Source organism: Methylobacterium sp. ME121 (genome assembly GCF_000974725.1).
In the GTDB taxonomy this organism is placed as follows: domain Bacteria; phylum Pseudomonadota; class Alphaproteobacteria; order Rhizobiales; family Beijerinckiaceae; genus Methylobacterium; species Methylobacterium radiotolerans.
Genome location: NZ_BBUX01000067.1, coordinates 13,187 through 32,965 on the forward strand (window position 1 = coordinate 13,187; position 19,779 = coordinate 32,965).

The 19,779-nt window shown below is 71.5% G+C and carries 15 protein-coding genes and 2 pseudogenes; 5 read left to right on the forward strand and 12 right to left on the reverse strand.

Features of this window, described 5'->3' with window-relative positions; all coding sequences use genetic code 11:
* Positions 1–8 precede the first annotated feature (8 nt).
* The 3 genes from gp17 to ME121_RS26780 are packed head-to-tail and all read right to left on the reverse strand — an operon-like array spanning position 9 to position 1,374.
* On the reverse strand, positions 9–437 hold the full coding sequence (gene gp17, locus ME121_RS26770; RefSeq protein WP_012321881.1) for a tail completion protein gp17: 429 nt from the start codon (positions 435–437) through the stop codon (positions 9–11).
* Positions 434–787: a head-tail adaptor protein gene (locus ME121_RS26775; protein WP_012321880.1), complete on the reverse strand. Its 354-nt coding sequence runs from the start codon at positions 785–787 to the stop codon at positions 434–436. The genes gp17 and ME121_RS26775 overlap by 4 nt, the downstream gene beginning before the upstream one ends.
* A 23-nt stretch (positions 788–810) precedes the next feature.
* Positions 811–1,374, reverse strand: coding sequence for a head-tail connector protein (locus ME121_RS26780; RefSeq protein WP_012321879.1), 564 nt, complete (start codon positions 1,372–1,374; stop codon positions 811–813).
* Between the two features lie 25 nt (positions 1,375–1,399).
* On the opposite strand from ME121_RS26780, the gene ME121_RS26785 reads away from it, so the two are divergent.
* The 3 genes from ME121_RS26785 (at position 1,400) to dps (ending at position 3,901) form a co-directional block, all read left to right on the forward strand.
* Positions 1,400–2,173 carry a S1 family peptidase gene (locus ME121_RS26785; protein WP_024828359.1) on the forward strand — a complete coding sequence of 258 codons (774 nt, stop codon included), beginning with the start codon at positions 1,400–1,402 and terminating at the stop codon, positions 2,171–2,173.
* Positions 2,174–2,322: 149 nt separating this feature from the next.
* Positions 2,323–3,234, forward strand: coding sequence for a S1 family peptidase (locus tag ME121_RS26790; protein WP_012321877.1), 912 nt, complete (start codon positions 2,323–2,325; stop codon positions 3,232–3,234).
* A 121-nt stretch (positions 3,235–3,355) separates the two neighbouring features.
* Positions 3,356–3,901: a DNA starvation/stationary phase protection protein Dps gene (dps, locus tag ME121_RS26795; protein WP_012321876.1), complete on the forward strand. Its 546-nt coding sequence runs from the start codon at positions 3,356–3,358 to the stop codon at positions 3,899–3,901.
* 49 nt (positions 3,902–3,950) lie between these two features.
* Here dps and ME121_RS26800 read toward each other — a convergent pair whose 3' ends face one another.
* Genes ME121_RS26800 through ME121_RS26810 form a run of 3 tightly spaced genes read right to left on the reverse strand, consistent with a single transcriptional unit; the run spans position 3,951 to position 7,075 of the window.
* On the reverse strand, positions 3,951–5,243 hold the full coding sequence (locus tag ME121_RS26800; protein ID WP_024828360.1) for a phage major capsid protein: 1,293 nt from the start codon (positions 5,241–5,243) through the stop codon (positions 3,951–3,953).
* Positions 5,244–5,267: 24 nt separating this feature from the next.
* Positions 5,268–5,822, reverse strand: a complete 555-nt coding sequence (locus ME121_RS26805; protein WP_012321874.1) for an HK97 family phage prohead protease — start codon at positions 5,820–5,822, stop codon at positions 5,268–5,270.
* A gap of 59 nt (positions 5,823–5,881) precedes the next feature.
* Positions 5,882–7,075, reverse strand: a complete 1,194-nt coding sequence (locus ME121_RS26810) for a phage portal protein (protein WP_012321873.1) — start codon at positions 7,073–7,075, stop codon at positions 5,882–5,884.
* 30 nt (positions 7,076–7,105) lie between these two features.
* Between ME121_RS26810 and ME121_RS26815 the strand changes: the two genes are divergently transcribed.
* Positions 7,106–8,083, forward strand: a complete 978-nt coding sequence (locus ME121_RS26815) for a hypothetical protein (protein WP_053621852.1) — start codon at positions 7,106–7,108, stop codon at positions 8,081–8,083.
* 577 nt (positions 8,084–8,660) lie between these two features.
* Here ME121_RS26815 and ME121_RS26820 read toward each other — a convergent pair.
* The 3 genes and pseudogenes from ME121_RS26820 to ME121_RS26830 form a co-directional block, all read right to left on the reverse strand.
* Positions 8,661–9,431: pseudogene (locus ME121_RS26820) on the reverse strand (phage terminase large subunit family protein); the annotation flags it as partial.
* A gap of 221 nt (positions 9,432–9,652) precedes the next feature.
* Positions 9,653–10,465 carry an IS5 family transposase gene (locus ME121_RS26825; protein WP_059409915.1) on the reverse strand — a complete coding sequence of 271 codons (813 nt, stop codon included), beginning with the start codon at positions 10,463–10,465 and terminating at the stop codon, positions 9,653–9,655.
* 610 nt (positions 10,466–11,075) lie between these two features.
* A complete protein-coding gene (locus ME121_RS26830) occupies positions 11,076–12,200 on the reverse strand; it encodes a mechanosensitive ion channel family protein (RefSeq protein ID WP_059409916.1) in 1,125 nt (374 codons plus the stop codon).
* A 1,336-nt stretch (positions 12,201–13,536) separates the two neighbouring features.
* On the opposite strand from ME121_RS26830, the gene ME121_RS26835 reads away from it, so the two are divergent.
* Positions 13,537–14,265, forward strand: a complete 729-nt coding sequence (locus ME121_RS26835) for a hypothetical protein (protein WP_059409917.1) — start codon at positions 13,537–13,539, stop codon at positions 14,263–14,265.
* A 201-nt stretch (positions 14,266–14,466) separates the two neighbouring features.
* Here ME121_RS26835 and ME121_RS26840 read toward each other — a convergent pair whose 3' ends face one another.
* The 3 genes and pseudogenes from ME121_RS26840 to ME121_RS26850 all read right to left on the reverse strand — a co-directional run.
* Positions 14,467–15,255 (reverse strand): hypothetical protein, encoded by a 789-nt coding sequence (locus ME121_RS26840; protein WP_059409918.1) that lies wholly within the window; start codon positions 15,253–15,255, stop codon positions 14,467–14,469.
* A gap of 1,423 nt (positions 15,256–16,678) precedes the next feature.
* Complete coding sequence (locus ME121_RS26845; protein ID WP_059409919.1) at positions 16,679–19,477, reverse strand: phosphoribosyltransferase-like protein; 2,799 nt, start codon at positions 19,475–19,477, stop codon at positions 16,679–16,681.
* A gap of 68 nt (positions 19,478–19,545) precedes the next feature.
* Positions 19,546–19,779, reverse strand: a pseudogene (locus tag ME121_RS26850) (IS630 family transposase); the annotation flags it as partial.

Genomic DNA, 19,779 nt, shown 5'->3' on the forward strand with positions numbered 1-19,779 from the left:
CACCCTCCTCACAGGTTCTCGGTGACGGCCTCGACCGTCAGGGTCGCCCGCGCCTCGCCGGTCCGGGCGTCGCGGTGGGCGCGGACGGCCCGCACCCGGAGGGTGACGAGCCGGCAGCCGGCCAGCGGCAGGACGAGGGGCGTCGCCCCGTCCGCGAGCAGCGCCGCCATCCGCGCCGCGGCGTCGAGGGCGGTGCGCACCGAGCCTGCCTGAGCGATCACCGCGATCGCGTGGCTGTGCCGGTGGCGCTCGGCGCCGTCGACGGACGCGTCGGTGATCTCGGACTCGCCGAACAGCGCGTAGACCGGGAGCGTGCCCCGCGGCGGCTCATCGTAGAGCCGGACCCGGCCGCCCAGGAGGGCGGCCAGGGCGGCGTCGGCGGCGAAGCGGGCGATCAGGCCGGCGCGGAGCGCCAGGAGCGGGCCCGGATCGCTCACGACCGGCCCTCACCGGGCAGTTCCTCGACGTGACAGACCAGGTCGCGGCCCCGCGCGTCGGGCTCGGCGACGGCGCGGATCGCGAAGCGGCGCGGCCCGGCGGCGAGGCGCATGGTCGGGTCGAGCGCGGCCCGGCTCCGCAGGGTGACGCGGTAGGCGGGCCGCGTGTCGGTGCGGCCGCCGGCCGGGCGGTCGGCGAGCCCCGCCGGGGCCATGGCGCCCCACAGGACCGGGCCGGCCACGTAGCGGCGCAGCACGCCCCCGAACCCGTCCGGCTCTTCCAGGGGCCGCTCGAGCACGAAGCGGCGGCGCCGCGCGCCGAGGGCTGGGCGTTGGGGCGAGATCGCCATCGGGGCAGCTCCGGGTGCGAGGATCACAGCCGCAGGCGCCGGAACGGCGCGGCGAGGGCGGCGGTGTCGGTGCGGGCGGCGTCGGGCTCGTCGCCGCGATGCTCGTAGCGGGCGGCCGCGAGGCGCAGGACCGCGAGGCGCAGGGGCTCTGGGAGCGGGGGCCCGTCGCCGCCGTACCCGGCCGCGACCTCGATCAGGATGGTGCGGCCGGCGGGATCCGGCGCGGACGGGTCGACCCGCAGGGACGGCGCCGCGTCCGGGTCGGGGCCGAGGCGCACCAGCCCGGCGTCGAGGTCGGTGACGCCTCCGGACGGATCCGCGAGGCCGGCGCGGAGGACCGCGACCAGCGGGCTCAGGGGCAGCGGCACCTGCCCGTCGGGCGGCCAAGCGGACAGGGCGATCCGGTACCGCCCCGGGACCAGGATCCGCCGGGTCTCGACCTCCAGGCTCGCGCGCGCCGCCGCGATCAGGGCCTGGAGCAGGCCGTCCTCGTCGGCGCCCGCGTCGGAGTCGACGCGCAGGTAGGCGCGCAGGTCGGGCACGCCCACCGGCTCGACGGCGGCGGCGGCGATGCGTAACGGGATCATCGCGCGTCTCTCTGCAGGTGGTCCGATGACGATCTCGAAGCGCCGCCCCGCGGCCCGCGCCGCGCCGGCGACGGCCCTGACGGCGATCCTGGCGGCGATGCTGACGGCGATCCTGGCTCTCGCGGCCGTCCCGGCGCGGGCGATCGTCGGCGGCACCGAGGCGCCGGCCGGCGGGGCCGTGATGGTCCTGTCGTCGAGGGGCGGCGTCTGCACCGGCGTGGTGCTCGCCCCCGACACGGTGCTGACCGCCGGCCACTGCCTCGCCGACGCGCGGGAGCACCGCGTCCATTTCCGCGACGCCGCCGGGGCGCCCGTGCTCGTCGACGTCGCCGCGCAGGCGCTCCATCCGGGCTACGATGCCGGCGCGGCCGCGGCCCGGCGGCGCTCCGTCGACCTCGCGCTGCTGCGCACCGCGACGCCGCTGCCCGCGCGCTTCGCGCCCGTGACCCTGAGCGCCGCCCCGGCGCGGGCGGGCGAGACCCTGACCCTGGCGGGCTACGGCGCGGCCAGGCCCGGCGACCCGCGCTCCACCGGCACCTATCGCAGCCTCGGCCTGCCGGTGATCGAGCCCTACGGGCCGAGCCGCATCCTGGTCTGGCTCAAGGGCGCGGGCGGCGGCGCCTGCCAGGGCGATTCCGGCGGCCCGATCGCGGGACCGGACGGGGCGGTGCTGGCCGTGTCGGCCTGGATCGGCGGCGCCTGCGGCGGCCTGACCCAGGGCGTCCTGGTGGGGCCGCAGCGGGGCTGGATCGACCGCGTGCTCGACGGCTGGAACCGGACGGCGCGCTGGGCGCAGTAGCGTCGCGGCGCGGTGCGCGCAGGGAACCTCAGCTTGGCCGGGCTATTGCCTTGCTCTAGGCTCGCTTCCTCTAGGGTGCCGTGCCCTAGGCCGTCTCGGCGCCGCCTCCGGCGTCCCCCACCCGCGCCCGCGCGCGCCCGGAGTTCCCGATGTCCCCTCGCCCGATCCGAAAGGCCGGCCCCCGCGAGCGCAGCCTGCGCGGCGGCCTGTGGGGCGGGATCCTGGGCCTGTCGCTGCTCGGCGCCCTCGGCGGCCTGCTGCCCACGCCCGCGGCGGCGGTGATCAACGGCACGACGACGCGGGACCCGAACGGGGCGCGCAGCTTCGTGGTGCGGATCGAGAGCACCGAGGGCGAGATCTGCTCGGGGACGCTGATCGCCCCGGACCTCGTGCTCAGCGCGGCCCACTGCGTGATGCGGCCGGCCGGCTACACGGTGATCAGCGTCGACCGGAACTTCCGCCAGCACCGGACCGCGGTGATCACCGCCTCCATGCACCCGGACTTCGTGCCCGGGACGACCCCCGAGGACCAGCCCGGCGTCGACCTGGCGCTGCTCAAGCTCGAGCAGCCCCTCGGCACCGATTTCGTGCCCCTCGATCCCCGGGGCGCGGCCTCGATCACCGACGGGCAGCCCGTGGACATCGCGGGCTTCGGTGTGGTGGCCGAGAACCGGCGGAACTCGGCGCGGATCCTGCGGCTCGCCCACCTTGTGTCGATCGGCTCGCTCCAGGTCGCCAACCGGGTGACCGTCGTGACCGATCGGCGGCGCATGGCGGAGACCTCGGGCGCCGGCGCCTGCCTGGGCGATTCCGGCGGCCCGATCCTGACCGGCGGCCCCGGTGGCTACCGGATCGTCGGCGTGGTGAGCTGGTCGAGCGGCGCCCTGCAGCAGGGCGCGCGCCGGACCGCCTGCGGGGGCTTCACCGCCGTGACGCCGGTCGCCGAGCATGCCGGCTGGATCGCCGCGCGCTCGGCGGAGCTGTCGCGCATCCAGGTCGGCGAGACCGCGCCCCGCGGCAACCGGTCCGACTGGATGGCCCGCCCGGGCCGCCGGCGCTAGAACGGCCCGGCCCCGCCGCGGCAAAGCCGCCGCCCTCCCGCGGATCCTTCGCGCCTGCGGGAACCTGGGGGCCGATCGGCACTTTTCGCATCCGAACCTTACCGGCTCACGGAGCGAGAGCATGGCCGACACCGGCACCAGCAACACCCCGCGGACGCACAAGACCCGCAACAACACCGACTCGAACGCCAAGAAGGTCTCGATCGAGGCGCTCAACGCGCGGCTCGCGGACGGCATCGATCTGGCCCTGGCGATCAAGCAGGCCCACTGGAACCTCAAGGGCCCCCAATTCATCGGCGTCCACGAGATGCTCGACGGGTTCCGCACCCAGCTCGACGAGCTGAACGACAGCGTCGCGGAGCGCGCGGTCCAGCTCGGCGCCACGGCCTTCGGCTCGACCCAGGCGGTCGCCGAGCGCACCAAGCTGCCGGCCTATCCGACCGGCATCTACGCCATCGCCGACCACATCGCCGCGCTGATCGACAGCTACGCCGCCTACGCCAACGCGGTGCGGCAGAACATCGACGAGACCGACGAGGCCGGCGATCCCGACACCGCCGACCTGTTCACCGAGATCTCGCGGGCGGTCGACAAGCACCTCTGGTTCCTCGAGGCGCACGTGCAGGAGCCGACCGGCACCCTGCGCGACGGCAACGCGGGCCGCTGACCGCCGACGCGGGCCGCGGCCACGCCGCGGCCCGCCTTGCCGTGGGCGCTCAGGAGAACTTCAGGAGCTTGAGCGCGTCGAAGTCCTGCACCCCGCCGCCGACGCGCCTGGTGGTGTAGAACAGCACGTAGGGCTTGGCCGAGTACGGGTCGCGCAGCACCCGCATCCCGGTCCGGTCGACCACGAGGTAGCCCCGGCGGAAATCGCCGAAGGCCACCGACAGGCTGTCCTTGGCGAGATCCGGCATCGCCTCGGCCTCGGTGACCGGGAAGCCGACCAGCGTCGCGGCCCGGCCGGCGGCGAGCGGCGGCTGCCAGAGATAGTTGCCCTCCGAGTCCTTGAACTTGCGGATCGCGCTCTGGGTGCGCCGGTTCATGACGAAGCCGGCATTCTGCCGGTAGGCCGCGCGCAGCCCGTAGATCAGGTCGAACAGCACGTCCCCCGGGCTGGCCGACGGGAACGCCCCGGCCGCCCCGGTGGCGACCGTGCCGATCTTGCCCGGCACCCAGGCGGCGTTGGCGACCGTGTCGTAGCTCAGGAAGCCCCGCGGGCGGCTCGCGCCGTTGCCGGACACGAAGGCGACGCCCTCCTGCTCGGCGAAGGCGGTCTCCACCTCGGCCGAGAGCCACGCGTCGAGATCCACCACGGCATCGTCGAGGAGCGTCTGGGTGGCGGCCGGCATCGCGTAGAGCTCCATGGCGGGGAACGCGATCTCCGACAGGGCCGGCGCGGCGGTCTCGGGCCGCGGCGCGGTCTCGGCGGCCCAGCCGGTGACCGGCGCGCCGACCGAGACGGCGCGCTTGTACTGGGCGCCCGAGATCGCCTGAACGCTGGCGATCGACCGGATCGGCGAGACCTGGCCGAGGCGCGTCAGCACGGTCCGCTCGATCGTGTCGGGGACGAGGTAGCCGCCGTCCGGCCCGGAGCCGGCCGACAGCGCCTTGGCCTCGAGGCGCTTGAGCCCGGCGCTCTCGCCCGCCCGGACGTAGAGGTCGAAGGCGGCCTTGTGCTCGTGCGCGGTCCCCGGCCCCCGCGCATCCGGCTGCGCGAGGGGCGGCCGGGCCCGCTCCAGGGCGATGCGGTCGAGGCGGGTGCGGGCGGCGTCGAGGGCCGCGTCGATCCGGGCGAGCTTCTCCTCGGTGAGCACGTCGACGCCGAGGCGGCCCTCGATCCGGTCGATCCGCGCGTCGTTCGTCTCCTTGAAGGCCGCGAAGGCGGCGGCGAGCTCGTCGAGGGCGGAGCGGACCGGGCCGCCCTCGGGGTGGGCGGCCTTGTTCTCCAGCGGCGGCAGGCCGCGCGGCGGCGCGAGGGCGGGTTCGGCGATCGGGGTCTGGGCGTCCATGGCGGGCCTCGTCGGGGGTGGAAGTCAGGATCGCGCGGCCGGCAGCGGCCGAGTGGCAGGTCTCGCGGCAGGTCTCGCGGCAGGTCTCGCGGCGGGTCTCGCGGCGCGCGGCGGCGCGATCAGGCCGGCGAGGTCGCGGATCGCGTCGGCCTCCGGGCCCGGGCCCGGAACCGGGGTTGGGCGCGCCCTGGCCCCCGGCTGCAGCGGGAAGGTCACGAGCGAGATCTCCCAGAGGTCGACCTGCTGGAGCCGGCGCTCGCCGCCGGCGCCCTTCCGGGCGCGCAGCGTGCGGAAACCGATCGAGAGCCCGTCGAGGCCGCCGGCGCGCATCAGGGCGTCGACCTCCCGGGCGCGCCGCACGGCGAGGTTGAGCTGGCCCTCCGCGAACAGGCCGCGGCCGTCCTCGCGCAGGGCGAGCCAGCGGCCGATCGGCTCGGCCGGGTCGTGCTGGAACAGGAGCCGCACATCCGCGGCCCCGCGGCGGGCGAGGCTCGCCGCGAAGGCGCCCGGCACCACCACGTCGCGGCCGAGATCGGGCACGCCGAACAGGCTGGCATAGCCGGAGAAGTGGCCGTCCATAGGGGATCCTCGGGTGGGCCGGTGAGGGGACGTCCGCAGCCGACGCGGAGACCCGCGCCTCAGGGAGTGCCCGGCGCCGGCGGCATCGCGGGCGGGTAGCCGACGGCCTCCCGCTTCTCCGCCACCGACAGGAAGTCCGCGGCCTGGACCCGGCGCCACAGGGATTCCCGCTCGCCGGCGAGCGCCTCGATCCGGTCGAGGTCCGGCTCCAGGTCGATCGCGCCGAAGGCGGGCTCCAGCCAGCCGGCCAGCGCCTGGGCGGTGCGGGCCGCGAGGGGGACCAGGGTCTGGCGGTAGAGGGCGCGGTTGGCCTCGGCGTAGTTGGCGTGGGTGTTGTCGCCGGGGAGGCCGAGCAGCAGCGGCGGCACGCCGAAGGCCAGGGCGATCTCCCGGGCGGCCGCGTCCTTGGCCGCCACGAAGTCCATGTCCCGCGGCGAGAGCGCGAGCGGCTTCCAGTCGAGGCCGCCCTCCAGCAGGAGCGGCCGGCCGGCATTGGCGGCGCCCTGGTAGTTCGCCTCCAGCTCCGCCTTCAGCCGGTCGAATTGCGGCTCGGACAGCGTCGCCCCGGCGAAGACGAGGGCGCCGGACGGACGGGCGGCGTTGTCGAGCAGCGCCTTGTTCCAGGCGCTCGCGGCGTTGTGGATGTCGAGGGCCGCGGCCGCCGCCGCGATCGGGGCGAGGCCGCCGGTCTCGTCCTCCGGGTGGAACAGCGCCAGCGCCAGGATCGGCGCCACGGCGGTGCCCGGCTCGGGGAGGTCGAACCGGCGGCTGCGCCCGCCCGCCGTGTACAGGTAGGCCGCCGGCCAGCCGTCCGGGCCCGGCAGCGCCCGCATCCGCCCGGGCCGCAGGGCCTGGAGCGCGGCGACCCGCCCGTCGAGGCTCACCGCCTCCAGGTAGGCCGTGCCGGTGAGCAGGAGGTCGGCGTAGAGCGTCTCCAGGAGGTGCGGGCCGCTCTCCCGGGGGTTCGGCCGCGCCAGCAGGGCCAGCAGGTCGCCCGCGCGCGCGGCGCCGGGGCCGGTGGCGATCAGCGGCAGGCTCGCGGCGCTCTCGGCGACGAGCCGCACCGCCCGGTGGACCACCGGGTTGGCCTGGTAGCCGGCCCGGGCGAGCGCCGCCGGGTCGCGGGGCGTCCAGCTGGCCCGGCCCTCGGCGTAGAGGGCGAAGGCCGGGGCCGCGGCGGCCTTGGTGGCGAGGGCCGGGCCGCCGACGGCGCGGCGCGCCACCCGCGCCAGGCGTTCGAGGAGGGTCGACATGCCGGTCCGTTCCTGAGCTATGGTCACGCGATGCAGCCCCGGATCCCCACACGGCCCCAGGCGCGGTTCCGGGCGCGCGCCCGCGCCGCCCGTCTCGGCGGCCTCGTCGCGGCGCTCCTCGCCGCGCCGGCCCGGGCGGCGGATGCGCCCGCCCCCGTGCCCCTGTGGCCGGAGCCCGACGGGACGCTGATCCTGGCGCACCCTTTCGGCCGGTCCGAGATCAGCCTGCGCCTGTCCCGGCGGGTCGCCGGGGCGGTGGACACGCTGACCTGGGACGGCGTCACCTTCCTCGCCGACACCGAGCCCGGCGACGCCCTGCAGGCGCGGGCGGAGGTCGGGTCAGGCGCGGGCTGCCGCCGCGCGAGCGAGGCCGGCACCCCGCAGGACGGGACCGGCGCGCCGGCGGCCCGCCGGCTCCGCGCCCTGCGCGCCGGCCGGAGCTGGGCCGAGACCGAGACCCGCATGGCCTGGGACGGCGCCGCCGACCCGGCCGACGAGCCCCCCTCGGACTGCCCGACCGCGCCCGCGAGCCCCGCGATCCCGGCCCCGATCCTGCGCAAGCGGGTCGCCCTCGGCCTGCCGGGCCTCGGCAACGCCGTGGAGGTGCAGGCGAGCTTCGTGCTGGCCGAGCCCGCGGCGGCGCTCCGCCTCGAACCCCTCGCCGCCGCCGTGCCGGCGGACTTCTCCGCGGCCTGGCGCTTCGACCCGGCCACCGGCGGGATCGCGCCCCTCGACCCCGGAGCGGGGGAGCGGCCGGACCCCGTGATCCTGGCGACGCCGGAGGGCTCGCACGCCCTCGCGGTCTGGGCGCCGGGCCCGCCGGAGCAGGAGCCCGACGCGCCGCGGCCCGCATTCGCGATCGCCCCCGAGGCCGGGGCGAACCGCCTCAGCTGCCGCTTCCGGCTGGCGAAGGCCGCCGCCGGCGCGCACGACTTCGCCTGCTACGCCCTGGTCGGCGCCCTCGCCGACGTCCGGGCGGCCCTGCGGAGCCTGACGGCGCCCCCGTGACGGCCCCGACACCCGCCCGTGCTGGAACGTCCGGACCGACGAACCGACGGCGGCTCCGATGGACGGGAGGCAGGCCCTCGAACTCGCGGTCTTCGTCGTCGCGCCCGTCCCCTTCCCCCGCTGCGGGATGCGAGCCGCGCGGCGCTCGCGGCGCGCCCAGGGCTCCCGCCCCTCCGGAGCCGGCAGCTTTGCTTCGGGCGCCGGCGGCGCCTGCGGCGGTGGCGGGGGCGATGGCGGCGGGGGCGACCGGGCGCGCGATCGGACTCCCGGCGGCCAGGCACGCCGATGTGCCGGCGTCGGGCACCGATGACCGGTCAGGATTGAGGGTCCGCCCGCGGCGCCCCGGAAGGACGGCGCGGATCATCCCGACAAATCCGCCGCTCAATCTGCCCGTCGCCGCCGCGCAATAAGGAGAATTACGGTGGGGATTCCCAGCACAGGACCGCGTGCCGTGGCCTGATCGCTACAGATTTGGCGCACGACATTGTGTATACAGCATGCAGTTCGTTCCAGAGACCACGAACCGACTCCGGCGCGCTTCTCCCGAAGCGCGCCGAATTGTTTCGGGCCCTCCCCGTCAGAGCCGCCGGATCCGCGGCGCGGCCCGGGGCTCCAGCATCAGGTGCGTGAGCGCCCAGACCAGGGCGTCGAGGCGGTCGGGCGACGCCCCGCCGGACAGCCCGTCCGGCCCGAAATCGCACAGCTCGTCCTCCAGCGCCGGGAAGGCGCCGACATGGTGGACCAGCCCGCGGGCGTAGAGCAGCGAGACCGGCTCGGCGCGCAGGTACTTGCCCCGCGTGGCGTGGACGCGGGTGACCGGCACGGCCGGGTCGCACTGGCCCAGCACGGCGGCGGCCATCTCGCCGCCCTGGTTGACCTCGACCACGAGGGCGTCCGCCCGGAGCCGGTGGTAGAGCGCCAGCGCCGCGGCTGCCCAGGCCTGCGGGGTGGCGCGGGCGAGGCTCGCGTCGGCCAGCACGTAGGCGTGCCCGCCGGCGCGCCCGGCCGCCACGATCCCGCAGGCATCCGAGCGCGCGCCCGAGGCGGCGGGCGGGTCCACCGCCACGACGATCCGGCCGAGATCGGGGGCGGCGGCGATCCGGTCCGCCTCCAGGGCGGCGCGCGTCCACAGGGCGTCGTCCCGGTCGGCGATGAGTTCGCCGTCGAGTTCCTGCCGGCCGAGCCGCGTGCCGGCGTAGCGCCCGACCACCTGCTGGAGGAAATCGGGCGCGAGATGCGCGGCGTTGTCGTGGGTCCGGGCGCGGCTCACCACCGTGCGCGGGTCGGCGAGGAGGCGGCGGATCAGCGGTACCGGCCGGGGCGTCGTCGTCACGAGGTTGCGCGGCTGTAGGGAGTTGGAAAAAACTGCCCCCGGCGGCTGACGAATTCCCAATGCCAAAAAGGGGTTAGGCAAAACCCTGTTTAAATTACACACCCCCGTCCAGCGGAAAAAGCTACCCATCCCACGAATATGATCAGAATAAATTGCCCCGGCGCGTCAGACCCCGCGGCAAGGCGCACGAAGTTGTACCGCGGCGGCATCCGGCTCCTTAGAGTCCGTCCGAGAAGTCAGGCTGATCGGGCGAGGCGCCTGACGAGGATCATGACGGCTGCGGCGTAGAGGAAGGCTCGTGCGGAGGCGAGTGTCGCTTCCGGATCCTTCCAGAGGCGTCGATTGCGGCTGATCCAGGCGAAGAATTTCTCAACGACCCACCGACGTGGATGAACAGCAAAGCCAACCTGATCCGGCGGCTTGCGCACGATCTCGACGGCGATGATCGTCGCGCTCGTTGGCTTGTCGCCGGCATAGCCGGCGTCGGCGAAGGCCTTGGCGATGAACGGGAAGGTCCGGCGCGACAGGCGTAGCACCGGAACGGCTCCGTCTTGGTCCTGCACGTCGGCAGGTTGCGGATCGAGGACGAGCGCACGCCCGTCGGTGTCGACCAGCGCTTGGCGCTTGCGGCCTTTGACCTTCTTGCCGGCGTCGTAGCCGCGCGGCCCGCCGCTCTCCATCGTTGTGACGGTCTGGCTGTCGAGCACTGCGGCGGACGGCGAGGCTTCTCGTCCGACACGCTCGCGATCAAGCATGACCAGGTGGTGGTTGATCCGGCCGAACAGCCCTGTGTCGCGCCAGCGGCTGAAGTAGCCGAACGTGGTCGAGCGCGGCGGCAGATCCTTGGGGATCATCCGCCAAGAGATCCCACCTCTCAGAACGTAGAAGATGGCGTTCAGGACCTCCCGTGTCGTCCAGAGCGGAGGCCGACCACAGGGCGCCGGCCTCGGCATCAGTGGCGCGATCACCGCCCACTCGGCGTCGGTCAGGTCGGTTTCATAGCGAAGGCCCACGCGGCTATGCTGCCGCCGGGTGGTCGGGGTCCACATGGCGCTTCCAAGTCAGGCTTCAGCACCCTCCTGGAAGCATCGCCATCCCGGCCACTCAGCCCCGCTTCAGACCCTTACCGGACGGGCTCTTAGGGGCGCGGTGCTATGATCGTGTCCAGCGCATGCCCGGCCAGCGATTGATCTCACGTTCCTTCGAGGCAAGGTAGACCGGATGCATGATCCCAGATCGCCATAAGTGCTCCGTTCCGACAGCTTCGATCACTCTTCAAATCCAGACAGCGACGGAAGCGGCTGGCGCGCATGCGATCCCATGCATCCAACACCGGATCGAGAGGTTTCATGGCCGGGGACGATCAAGTTAAACCGGCTGATGCACAACTCAAGGTCATCATGGCGTCGGGATCGTGGTCGTTCCTCAAAGCGCAGGCTGGCCGGTCCGTTGGCTACATAAGCCAAGCATGGGAATCGGCGGTGCTCCCATCCGAACTTCCGTCGTGTCACGGGTGGTCGTGTAGCTCGCGGGGGTGGGGGGCATCGGCGAATGCCGGGTAAGGTTCGGCTGCGAGCACCTGCCTCAAACCTAGAGCCCCCGATGATTGACGAGATGATGAGCGTTCGCGGCGTGTTGGTGAAGTGCGCCGACGCCGAACTACTGTGCCGGGGCGCAGCCTGCTGACTGTGTTGGACGGTCACGATCGGTTCGGAGCCATTCCGTCCTATACCGCGGCAGCGCGCTGGGCAGCTCGGCCTGCAGGAAGCCGACCATCTTCTCCCGGACTTCACATCGCAGATCCCAGGCCTGCGAAGCATTGCGAGCGCTCATCAGCATTCGAATTTCAATCACGTTCTCTCGCACGTCTGAGACCTGGAGGCTCACGACCTTTCCGTCCCAGAGATTTGATTGCGCGGCGATCTCTGCAAGCTTTTTCCGCATGGCTGGGATTGGCGCGGTGTGGTCGACGTAGAGGAAAGCGCTCCCGATGAGCGACGAACCCTCGCGCGTCCAGTTCTGGAATGGCTTTTGAATAAAATATGTCAGTGGTACGACAAGCCGACGCCAATCCCAAAGCCTAACAACCACGTACGTCGAGTTGATTTCCTCGACCCAACCCCATTCGTTCTCAACGATGACCGCATCTTCGATTTTGATAGGCTGCGTTATCGCGATTTGGATTCCGGCAACGAGGTTCGAGAGTACCGGCTGCATCGCTAGACCGAGGATCAGGCCCGCGGCTCCCGCCGAGGCCAGAAGGCTTACGCCGTATTGCCGCACGGGCTCGAACGTCATCAGGCACACGGCGACCGTAATCAACGCCACGAGCGTCACGGCCGCGCGTTCGAGGAGGCGCACCTGGGTGAAGTGCTTGCGCGCGAGAAGGTTGTCTTCAGCGTCGAGTTTGAATCGCCGCAGGTAAATGACGGTAGCGATGTGGATCGCGATGCAGCAGCACCAACCGGCGAGCGCAACGAAACCGACGAGCAGAAGATGGTTCACCAAGACCCGGACCTCCCGGGACACCGGTGCGACGGCGGAAGCGGCACCAACAGCGACGATGATGAGGCAGAGACGGGTGGGACCTTGCGTCCGTCGAACGAGTGAGCGCCAGAACAGGCCTCGGTCTTGAGACGCTCGTGTCAGGAAGCGATACGCGAACTGATGAAGTGGCAGCACAACAACAAAACATCCGAGAACAAGAGCGACACTCTGCGCCCAGCCCGGCAACCAACGCAGCCATCGCATAGCGTCAGTAAGCACAATATCCGCATGCTGCATCGACTCTCCACATCTTGTAAAATGAAGCGTGACGCGCGAGCGACGGGGAAGACGCTTCCGCTCGAACTGTCACCCTCGTTGCCTACCGACCGCGAGTGCCGTCGGTGTCGTCGGCCCCAAGACGCTCGACACCAATACGATCAACCGGTGAATACACGTCTCGGCAAGCAGGCGTGACATATTGGACCGGCTTATCGGAAGATATAATCCGGCAGGTGATCGTAGTCATCGCGGCGACGGAACATAATGCTGCAGGACGGCGCGGACTGGCCGATCCCACCTCGCCCACGAACTGGACCTGCCGCGAACGCCAGGTTCCGGAGGCGAGACAGACGGCGGTCGCCTCGAATGTAGCCGACCGTCCGTTCGTCCTAGTGAGGGCGCGGCCGGTGTTGCCGCCCTCCTGCGAACGGGACGGCCGGCAGGAACGTGTTGGAGCGAGGACCGCGATGGAGGCCAAATCTCGCAGACCCGTGACCACCCCCTCGGAATGCGCGATCGCCGCCGGGAGGCGAACCATGGTCGCCTGCCCGACCCCAGTCCGGACCACCGCCATGGCCGCCACGCTCGAATGCGAGGGCGGCGGTCGCACTCGATACTGTCGCGACGAACATGAATGCGGCCGTCAAGTACTCGACAGTTCGTTTCATCATCTAAAACTCCGTGTCGGCTGCGGATTGTCTGGAGACGTTCGAAAGTTCGGATAAACGGACGCGGTCTGGCTCTCGAAGACTACGATAGCTGGGTGGCCGAGCACGGCAGGGCTCGGTATTTCTGAGCCGTTTTGCCGAGGCGTCGATCCTCCTCGGCCGTCTCCAGGGAGTAATCCTTGGCATGTTCGGCGTCTGTCGAAAGCGCGACGATCAAGATAGATCGCGGGTTTGTCTCCAGATCCTCGCGATCGTGACAAAGTGTGTCCGACCGAACAATTCCGCCGTTGGCCCGAATCTATCAGTTGCCCTTAGGTTGTGGCATCCGTCTACACTCACGCAATATGCCCCACGATGCTCCGATCCCTTCGGAGCATTTGCATAATCGCCAAGAATGACCCGAAGCACTCTCAGTTTTGCCGAGGCGTGCGCGCAAGAGCGCGTCGAGGTGCTCACCTCGGTGCAGCGCCGGCCGCACTGGACCACGCGAGAGAAGTTGCGCCTCGTCGAGCCGACGTATCTCCCCGGCCAATCCGTCTGGCCCGGTGATCGCGCCCGACAACGACGCACCAGGCGTCCGCGGCGTCAGCAGCTAAACTCTGAAGCTGCATGGCGCTTGCGCCGCCCTCACGTTTGTCCCTTGCATGATCAACCGCGAACCTCGCTGCGACACACAGGAGGTTCCCATGCCCATCGCCACAGAAACATGCGTCGCGAATGTCGAGATGCACGAAACTCCTTTCGGGACGCGCCACGTCGCGGCCGCGTTCGGCGACGAGGTGTGGGTGAGCGTCGTCCCCTTGAATTCGCTGCCCTACACGTTGACGGATAGGCCTTACCTGCGGCCGCACTCCCAAACGGTCATGTTCACCGTGCTTCGGTCCGAGGACGGCAGCCGCGATGTGGCGCTGCGCCACAATCCCAGGAGGCGGCCGCCGGCGATCGACGCCGCGTTCAACCATGCGCGGGGGCTCGCGACCGCCTACGCAAACGATCATGCCGGCTACATGGACGAGCTGCGCGTGACCCAGCGAGACGAACGGCTCGCCGAGCTTGCGAGGCTCGTCGCCAATACACCGACGAAGAACGAGAAGTGGCTCACCGATGAGCTCAAGAGGAAAGCCGAGGGCAAACTAACGATGCTGCCCGAGGCGTGGCAGGATCTGATTCGCGGGACGGCGCCAACGCATCAGGGGCTGCTGGCCGCCCCTGAGCCGCTCGGTCCGCTGCTGCGCCGAAATTCGCCTGAAAACGAAACCGAAAAGCTGGTCTTCCAGGTTTGCGGGCACTTGGTCGGGATTCAGCGCATCGAACACCAGGAGGAGCAGATCAGGGCTAAGTACCTCGCCGAGGCCGAATCGTTGCGCGATGAAGCGGACCGAGAGGCGGTTCCGTCGGGTCCATCCCTTCCTTGATCTCGGCGGCTGCGGCGACCTGCTCCGCGACAGCACGCCCGAAAGCGTCCGAAACGACAGCGTCCCAGTACGCCGCGAGCGCCGCGCATCGCGACATTCGCGGGGTGGCTGACGGCCCCACGGCTGCCCTGGACCGACGCGGGCTCGGAGGCCCGGTCGGCCCGACGATCGTGAGTCGCACTATCCGGGGGGCCGTCGAGCCTATGCCAGGGGTTCGAGCGGCGTGACCGCACGGCCGGTTGCGTGGTGATCGGACAGCCGCGATCGAGCCCCGGTCTCCCCTCCCGCCGACGACCTTGGCGCCGGGAGGCTTCCGGCACGGCCGATCGCAAAGGAGTCGCTGATCTCGCCGTTGTGAGCGGCGACCATGACAGCCAGGGCGTGGGACAGTGCCGCCTGACTTGTATCGTCGGGGCTCCAGTCGTCGTGGAAGTACTGGCGTTCGAGCCAAGTGGCGAGATCGTCGGCGAGCGCGTCGACCGCCCTCGCGCCGCATGCGTGGCCATCCCCCACCCCCGGCACGCTGCGCGAGGCTGCCCCGCCACCCGCCCGAAGGGCTGTCTCCCGCCCCAGACGAACTGTGCCGCCGGCCCATCCGCTTCCGACGTCGAGATGCGCCTTCACCGTACGCAGTGCAAAAGCACTCGTCACGTGGAACGTCGCCCCGTCGGGGCGGAATGCCAATCCCGCCAGGGCACGGTCTATCGCGGATCTCGACGCCGAGCGCTGACGTTCGACCTCGCGTCTCAGGAAGGCGCGCCTATCTCCGGCATCGCCGGAGCCCGCGGTCGGCGCCGCCTGCCTGCCCCCGCCCAGGATCACACTGGAGGAGGCGATGCGTGCGCTCCCACGCTCCGTGATCACCGCGAGGGCGACGTGCCCCCTCCAATCGGGATCCGACCACCACGCCATCGTTTCCGGCGAGTCGATGTCACCGAGCGTTCGCGCGAACAGGTCGAAATGCGGCAGGGTCCCAGGCCCGGGATCCATGACAACCCCGCCCCGACCGACTCCATCTGCATGTTCGCCTCCCGGACATCCTTCCTTCGGCACGATGCGGCGGCCCGGCTTAACGGACGCCTGAGCGGGGTCGGGTAGTCGATCCATTGGTTGACGAAACGTCGATGTCTGGCGTGGCTCGCGGCGTGGCATCCGTGGCCGACCGGCCGATCCGGCTTGGACCCACGACGACGCCTGGACGGCGACGGATACCCCGGTCTCGACGGCGACAGCGGCGTGGGGCCCACACGCAGCGGCAGCGTTTCGCCGCCCCTCGGTCGTGCCGTCCGCCATGGTCCCGAACGACGGCGGGCCCGCGATCTCGTTCGGCCGGGCGTTCGAAGGCCGTCCGCACTTTCCGCCACGGCGTCGAGAACGGGTGATCGATCGTGCGCGAGCGCGCGCGCCGCCAAGTCCTTTACTCGATCTCTGGCGGGCTCGGCGAGCCGGTGCCCCCCGGGAAGTTCCACGGCGGCGTTCGCGCAACGCCACAGCGCCTCGTTCGCCGCGGGATCGCGCTCGATTCTCCCGAGATGGTCCACCGCGCAGTACATCGGCTCATCGTCAGCGTCGGGATGGCAGAAGGGCGGACCGACCTCCATGTCGCCATGCGTGCGGACCAGATAGGCGCTCGTGGATTTCTGTCGCAGAAGCGTCGCCAACTCTCCGGAAAGCGCCTCGACGATCTCGAATGCGCCCCAATCGTTGATCTCGACGAGGTCGCAATAGCACGACCCCTCGCCATCCTCGTGACCTCCATTCGGCGGCGGGGCGGAGATACGTATCGGCAGCGTCACGGCATCGCTCCTCGTGGATCGTCGGGCTCGAATTGGCGGCGACTTCGCTCGGCTGGAGGAGGGAGATCCCGCGGCCCGGCGAGCGCGAAGCGTCATGCCGCCCGCACCGGTCGCGCACCCCAAGTTCGCCTAGGGCGAAGCCGCGACCGTAATGGGGATCAGGGACACGGACCCCGTCGCCGCGGGCGGTGTGGCAGGATCACAACCGTGACGGGGCCACAGACAGCATCGGCGCTCGCGGCGTCGCGCGAGGGCGTAGCGACGAGAGGTCGGCTTCACCCGTTGATAAGGCGCCACGATGTCAGGACGATCCTCGGCAGAGGACGATGCGATCCGGATCATCCAGGCGGCCGAACGCCGCGTGAACGGACGCGTCATCAAAGCGCGGCGCGGCCAGGCGAGAGCCCGCTTTGGCCATGACCACTCCGGGCCCCCGCTCCCGGCTCCGGGGACAAGGTGGGTTGGAGTCGGACTTGGACCCGCGACCGGAGCGTCGAGCGCGTCGGCTTCCGCGCCGGGGCCGACGACGTGGGCCGGGCTCGTACTCGGGACTTCGGTCCGCCCGGACCGAGACGACGGAACTCGCCGACACGCCCGGGACCGCCGGATGGCGCCGCCTACCCGAAGACGAGGTGCTTCCGGTACCCGCGCCTGAGGAACAGGGGGAGCCAGGGTTGCCCGGAGTAGGCGCCGGGACACCACAGCGCGGTGATCGCGTGCGAGGGGGCGCTCGTGGGCGTGACCATGACGCTGCCGATGCCGCCGTAGCCGACCGCGTCGGCCGCGAGCGCCGCGTCCGCCGCGGCGTCGACCGGAGCGTCGCCGTGCCTGATGGCCCGCAGCAGGCCACGACCCACTTCGGCGAGGAATTCCCGCAACGGTCCCGACAGGATCGGGCTCGCCGGGATCAGTCGGTCGAAGACGACGTCGAGGTCGGCGAAGCCCGCGGACCGCGCGGTCTCGACGACGCGGGTACGCCCGGACTCGGTGCCGTGCATGAACATCAGCCTGACCCTGCCGGACCGCAGCAGCTCCAGCGTCCGGTCGCCGGGGGCGCTCATGTCGATGTTGCGCTCGCCCTGGATCGCGGCGGGCCATCGCTCGCGCGGGACGCCGGCCCAGTGCAGGATCTGGGCGCTGGCCTGGCCGCCGCTGGCGAACTGGTCGTCGACGAAGGCGACGCAGTCGGCCGGGCCACCCGCCAGGCGGACCTCAAGCTCGGCCAGATTTCGGACAAAGCCGTGGCCGGCGCCGAGATAGGTGTCCCGGCGCTCCTGCTCCAGCGCGATGCCGGTCACGTTGCCGCTGTTCGGCGAGAAGCGGGCGAAGACGATCCCGCCCTCCCCCCGGGCCCGCGACGCGGCGGTCATCCGATCGAAGGCTTGCCCGACCGCGCCGCGGGTGATGATCGTCCCTTCCGCCAGCAGGGACAGCATCTCCGGACGCAGGCCGACCGGGAACTGGCGGACGAAGGCGGCCACCGATCCCGGGCTGACCTGCCAGCCCCCCTCCCCCCGGAACGTGGCGTAGCGCGCCGCGACGGTGCCGCACCGCGGCAGCAACCCCCCGTCGAGCGGCACGATCCGCTCGGCGGCCCCGAAATAGCCGGCCCGGGCGGCCGTCGCCATGTCGTCGAGCAGCCTGCCGTGGTCGACGCCCGTGCGCGAGCAGACCTCTTCCAGGCGCAGAAGCAGGCGCGGTCGGACGGGGAAGCCCTCCCGGGCGGAGCCGTCGCCCGTTGCCGCCCCGTCGGGGATCGACGACGCCATGGTCCCCGCGTGCAGGTCGTAGAGCACCTTCGTGCACGCGACCGCGACGTAGGGGAGCCATTCGCGGTCCGCGTGGACGTGGTCGACGCCGCGCCCGAGATTGTCCGCGTTGGACAGCTCCTCGGACTTCGTCCACTGGCCGCTGTGGCCGATCGAGTTCTTCTCGCGGACGAGCACCTCGTTGATCGGCTTGAGCTCGAAGCGCGGCGACAGGCCGACGTAGGGCTCGGCCGCGTTGGGCGCCGGGGGTACGAAGCCCGGGTCGACGCTGCGTCGGACCGCGATGGCCTCGCGGCGGATCAGGTCCCGCAGCTCCGCCAGCCGCCGCGGCCTCTCGACCGGGTCGACCGGCACGAGCTGGTCGAACAGGCGCCAGCACGTGGCGCGTCGGTAGACCAGTTCGAGGTCGGCCAGCGCGCCCCGGGCGTCGTGCACGTCCCACTCGCCCGCGTCGAACACGTCGCGCAGGCTCACGAACGGCTCGCAGGCGTCCCGGTAGATCACGAACGCCCGCTTCGGCAGATCCCGGGTGACCAGCCGGGCGGCGATCTGGCGCGAGCCCCGCTCGCGCGACAGGCGCGCCAGCAACTCGTCGTCGCCGTACCCGAACCACGTGAAGATGTCCCTGGGGTCCGGACCGGCGGTCGCGGGCGCATCGCGGATCGCCCCGTGGACGGCCTCGGACAGGACCTGCTCGGCGTTGCGCGTGAGCTGGTGCAGGTAGACGCGCTGGTAAAGGACCGCCTTGGCGTTGGCGAGCTCGTCGTAGGTGTCGATCCCCGACGAGTTGACGATGAAGTGCACGCCGGCGGAGAACCGGCCGCCCCCGGTCTGGCCGATGCGCGACCGGCTCAGGGCGAGTGCCTGGTCCTGCGAGATCCGGACCAAGGCCGAGTTCAGGAACACGCGTGACACGTCGACGCCCACCGGGATGCCGCATTGGCGGGCGTCGCGGTTCAGGTAGTCGATCTTGTCGGCGTCGACGGCGGCCCCGGAGATGAGGTTGGCCAGGCCGGGGTACCGGGGGTCGTGCGGCACGCCGCCGATGAAGCAGCAGATCTCGCGCAGCCGGCCGTCGACGTCGTCGGCGCCGAGCACGCGCCCGTAGAACGCCCGGAAGCGGGGCGACAGGCAGACGGCGATCGACAGGCACTCGGAGAGGCCCGACTCGAACCCCTCCTCCCTGAAGCAAGCGATGAAGTCCTCCAGTTCCATCCCGCCGACCAGGAGGCCCGCCCCGGCGGAGAAGGCCGTCTCCCCCGCGTGCGAGAACGCGAGGTGACCGACGTCATGGAGCAGTGCGGCGTGGGCGAGGCTCCGTGCGACAGCACCGTCCGCCGACGGGTCATAGAGCTGGTACTCATCGTTGCCGGCCCGCAGGATCGGCTCCCTGCGCGCGGCGTCGCTGATGGATGCGACCAGCCGCTTCAGGACGTGCGTGACGCCCAGCGTGTGCGAGAACCGGCTGTGCTCGGCCGAGGGATAGGTCAGGAACGTCAGGCCGAGCTGGGATATCCGCCGCAGCCGCTGGAGCAGCGGGGAGTCGATGATGGCGAGCTCGTGCGGCTCGAAGTCCATCATGCCCCAGACCGAATCCTTGACGTACTTGCGACGGCCGCCGTGCGCCGGCGCGGTCAGCCGCGCCACGTAACCTCCGTCGAAGCCGAGGGCGTCGAGGGCGCCGTGCAGGGCCGGCCAGAAACCGGTCGCCGCGTCTAGTGGTCTGAGTTGGAAATTCTTTGGCAGAAGCGTTTGACGCTGGCGAGGATGGCATCGGCTGATTTGGTCCAGACGAACGGCTTTGGCTCGGCGTTGGTCTGATCGATGTAGGCGTGGATGGCGGTCTCCAGATCGCCCGTGGTCTCGAACACGCCGCGTTGAAGCTGGCGCCGCGTCAGCAGCGCGAACCAGCCCTCGACGAGGTTGAGCCATGAGGCCGAGGTCGGGGC

Bases quoted from the DNA above. Each gene is read 5' to 3' on its own strand.
- ME121_RS26775 (WP_012321880.1), bottom strand. From the start codon at position 787: ATGGCGATCTCGCCCCAACGCCCAGCCCTCGGCGCGCGGCGCCGCCGC.
- ME121_RS26780 (WP_012321879.1), bottom strand. From the start codon at position 1,374: ATGATCCCGTTACGCATCGCCGCCGCCGCCGTCGAGCCGGTGGGCGTG.
- ME121_RS26785 (WP_024828359.1), top strand. From the start codon at position 1,400: ATGACGATCTCGAAGCGCCGCCCCGCGGCCCGCGCCGCGCCGGCGACG.
- ME121_RS26790 (WP_012321877.1), top strand. From the start codon at position 2,323: ATGTCCCCTCGCCCGATCCGAAAGGCCGGCCCCCGCGAGCGCAGCCTG.
- dps (WP_012321876.1), top strand. From the start codon at position 3,356: ATGGCCGACACCGGCACCAGCAACACCCCGCGGACGCACAAGACCCGC.
- ME121_RS26800 (WP_024828360.1), bottom strand. From the start codon at position 5,243: ATGGACGCCCAGACCCCGATCGCCGAACCCGCCCTCGCGCCGCCGCGC.
- ME121_RS26805 (WP_012321874.1), bottom strand. From the start codon at position 5,822: ATGGACGGCCACTTCTCCGGCTATGCCAGCCTGTTCGGCGTGCCCGAT.
- ME121_RS26810 (WP_012321873.1), bottom strand. From the start codon at position 7,075: ATGTCGACCCTCCTCGAACGCCTGGCGCGGGTGGCGCGCCGCGCCGTC.
- ME121_RS26815 (WP_053621852.1), top strand. From the start codon at position 7,106: ATGCAGCCCCGGATCCCCACACGGCCCCAGGCGCGGTTCCGGGCGCGC.
- ME121_RS26825 (WP_059409915.1), bottom strand. From the start codon at position 10,465: ATGTGGACCCCGACCACCCGGCGGCAGCATAGCCGCGTGGGCCTTCGC.
- ME121_RS26830 (WP_059409916.1), bottom strand. From the start codon at position 12,200: ATGCAGCATGCGGATATTGTGCTTACTGACGCTATGCGATGGCTGCGT.
- ME121_RS26835 (WP_059409917.1), top strand. From the start codon at position 13,537: ATGCCCATCGCCACAGAAACATGCGTCGCGAATGTCGAGATGCACGAA.
- ME121_RS26840 (WP_059409918.1), bottom strand. From the start codon at position 15,255: ATGGATCCCGGGCCTGGGACCCTGCCGCATTTCGACCTGTTCGCGCGA.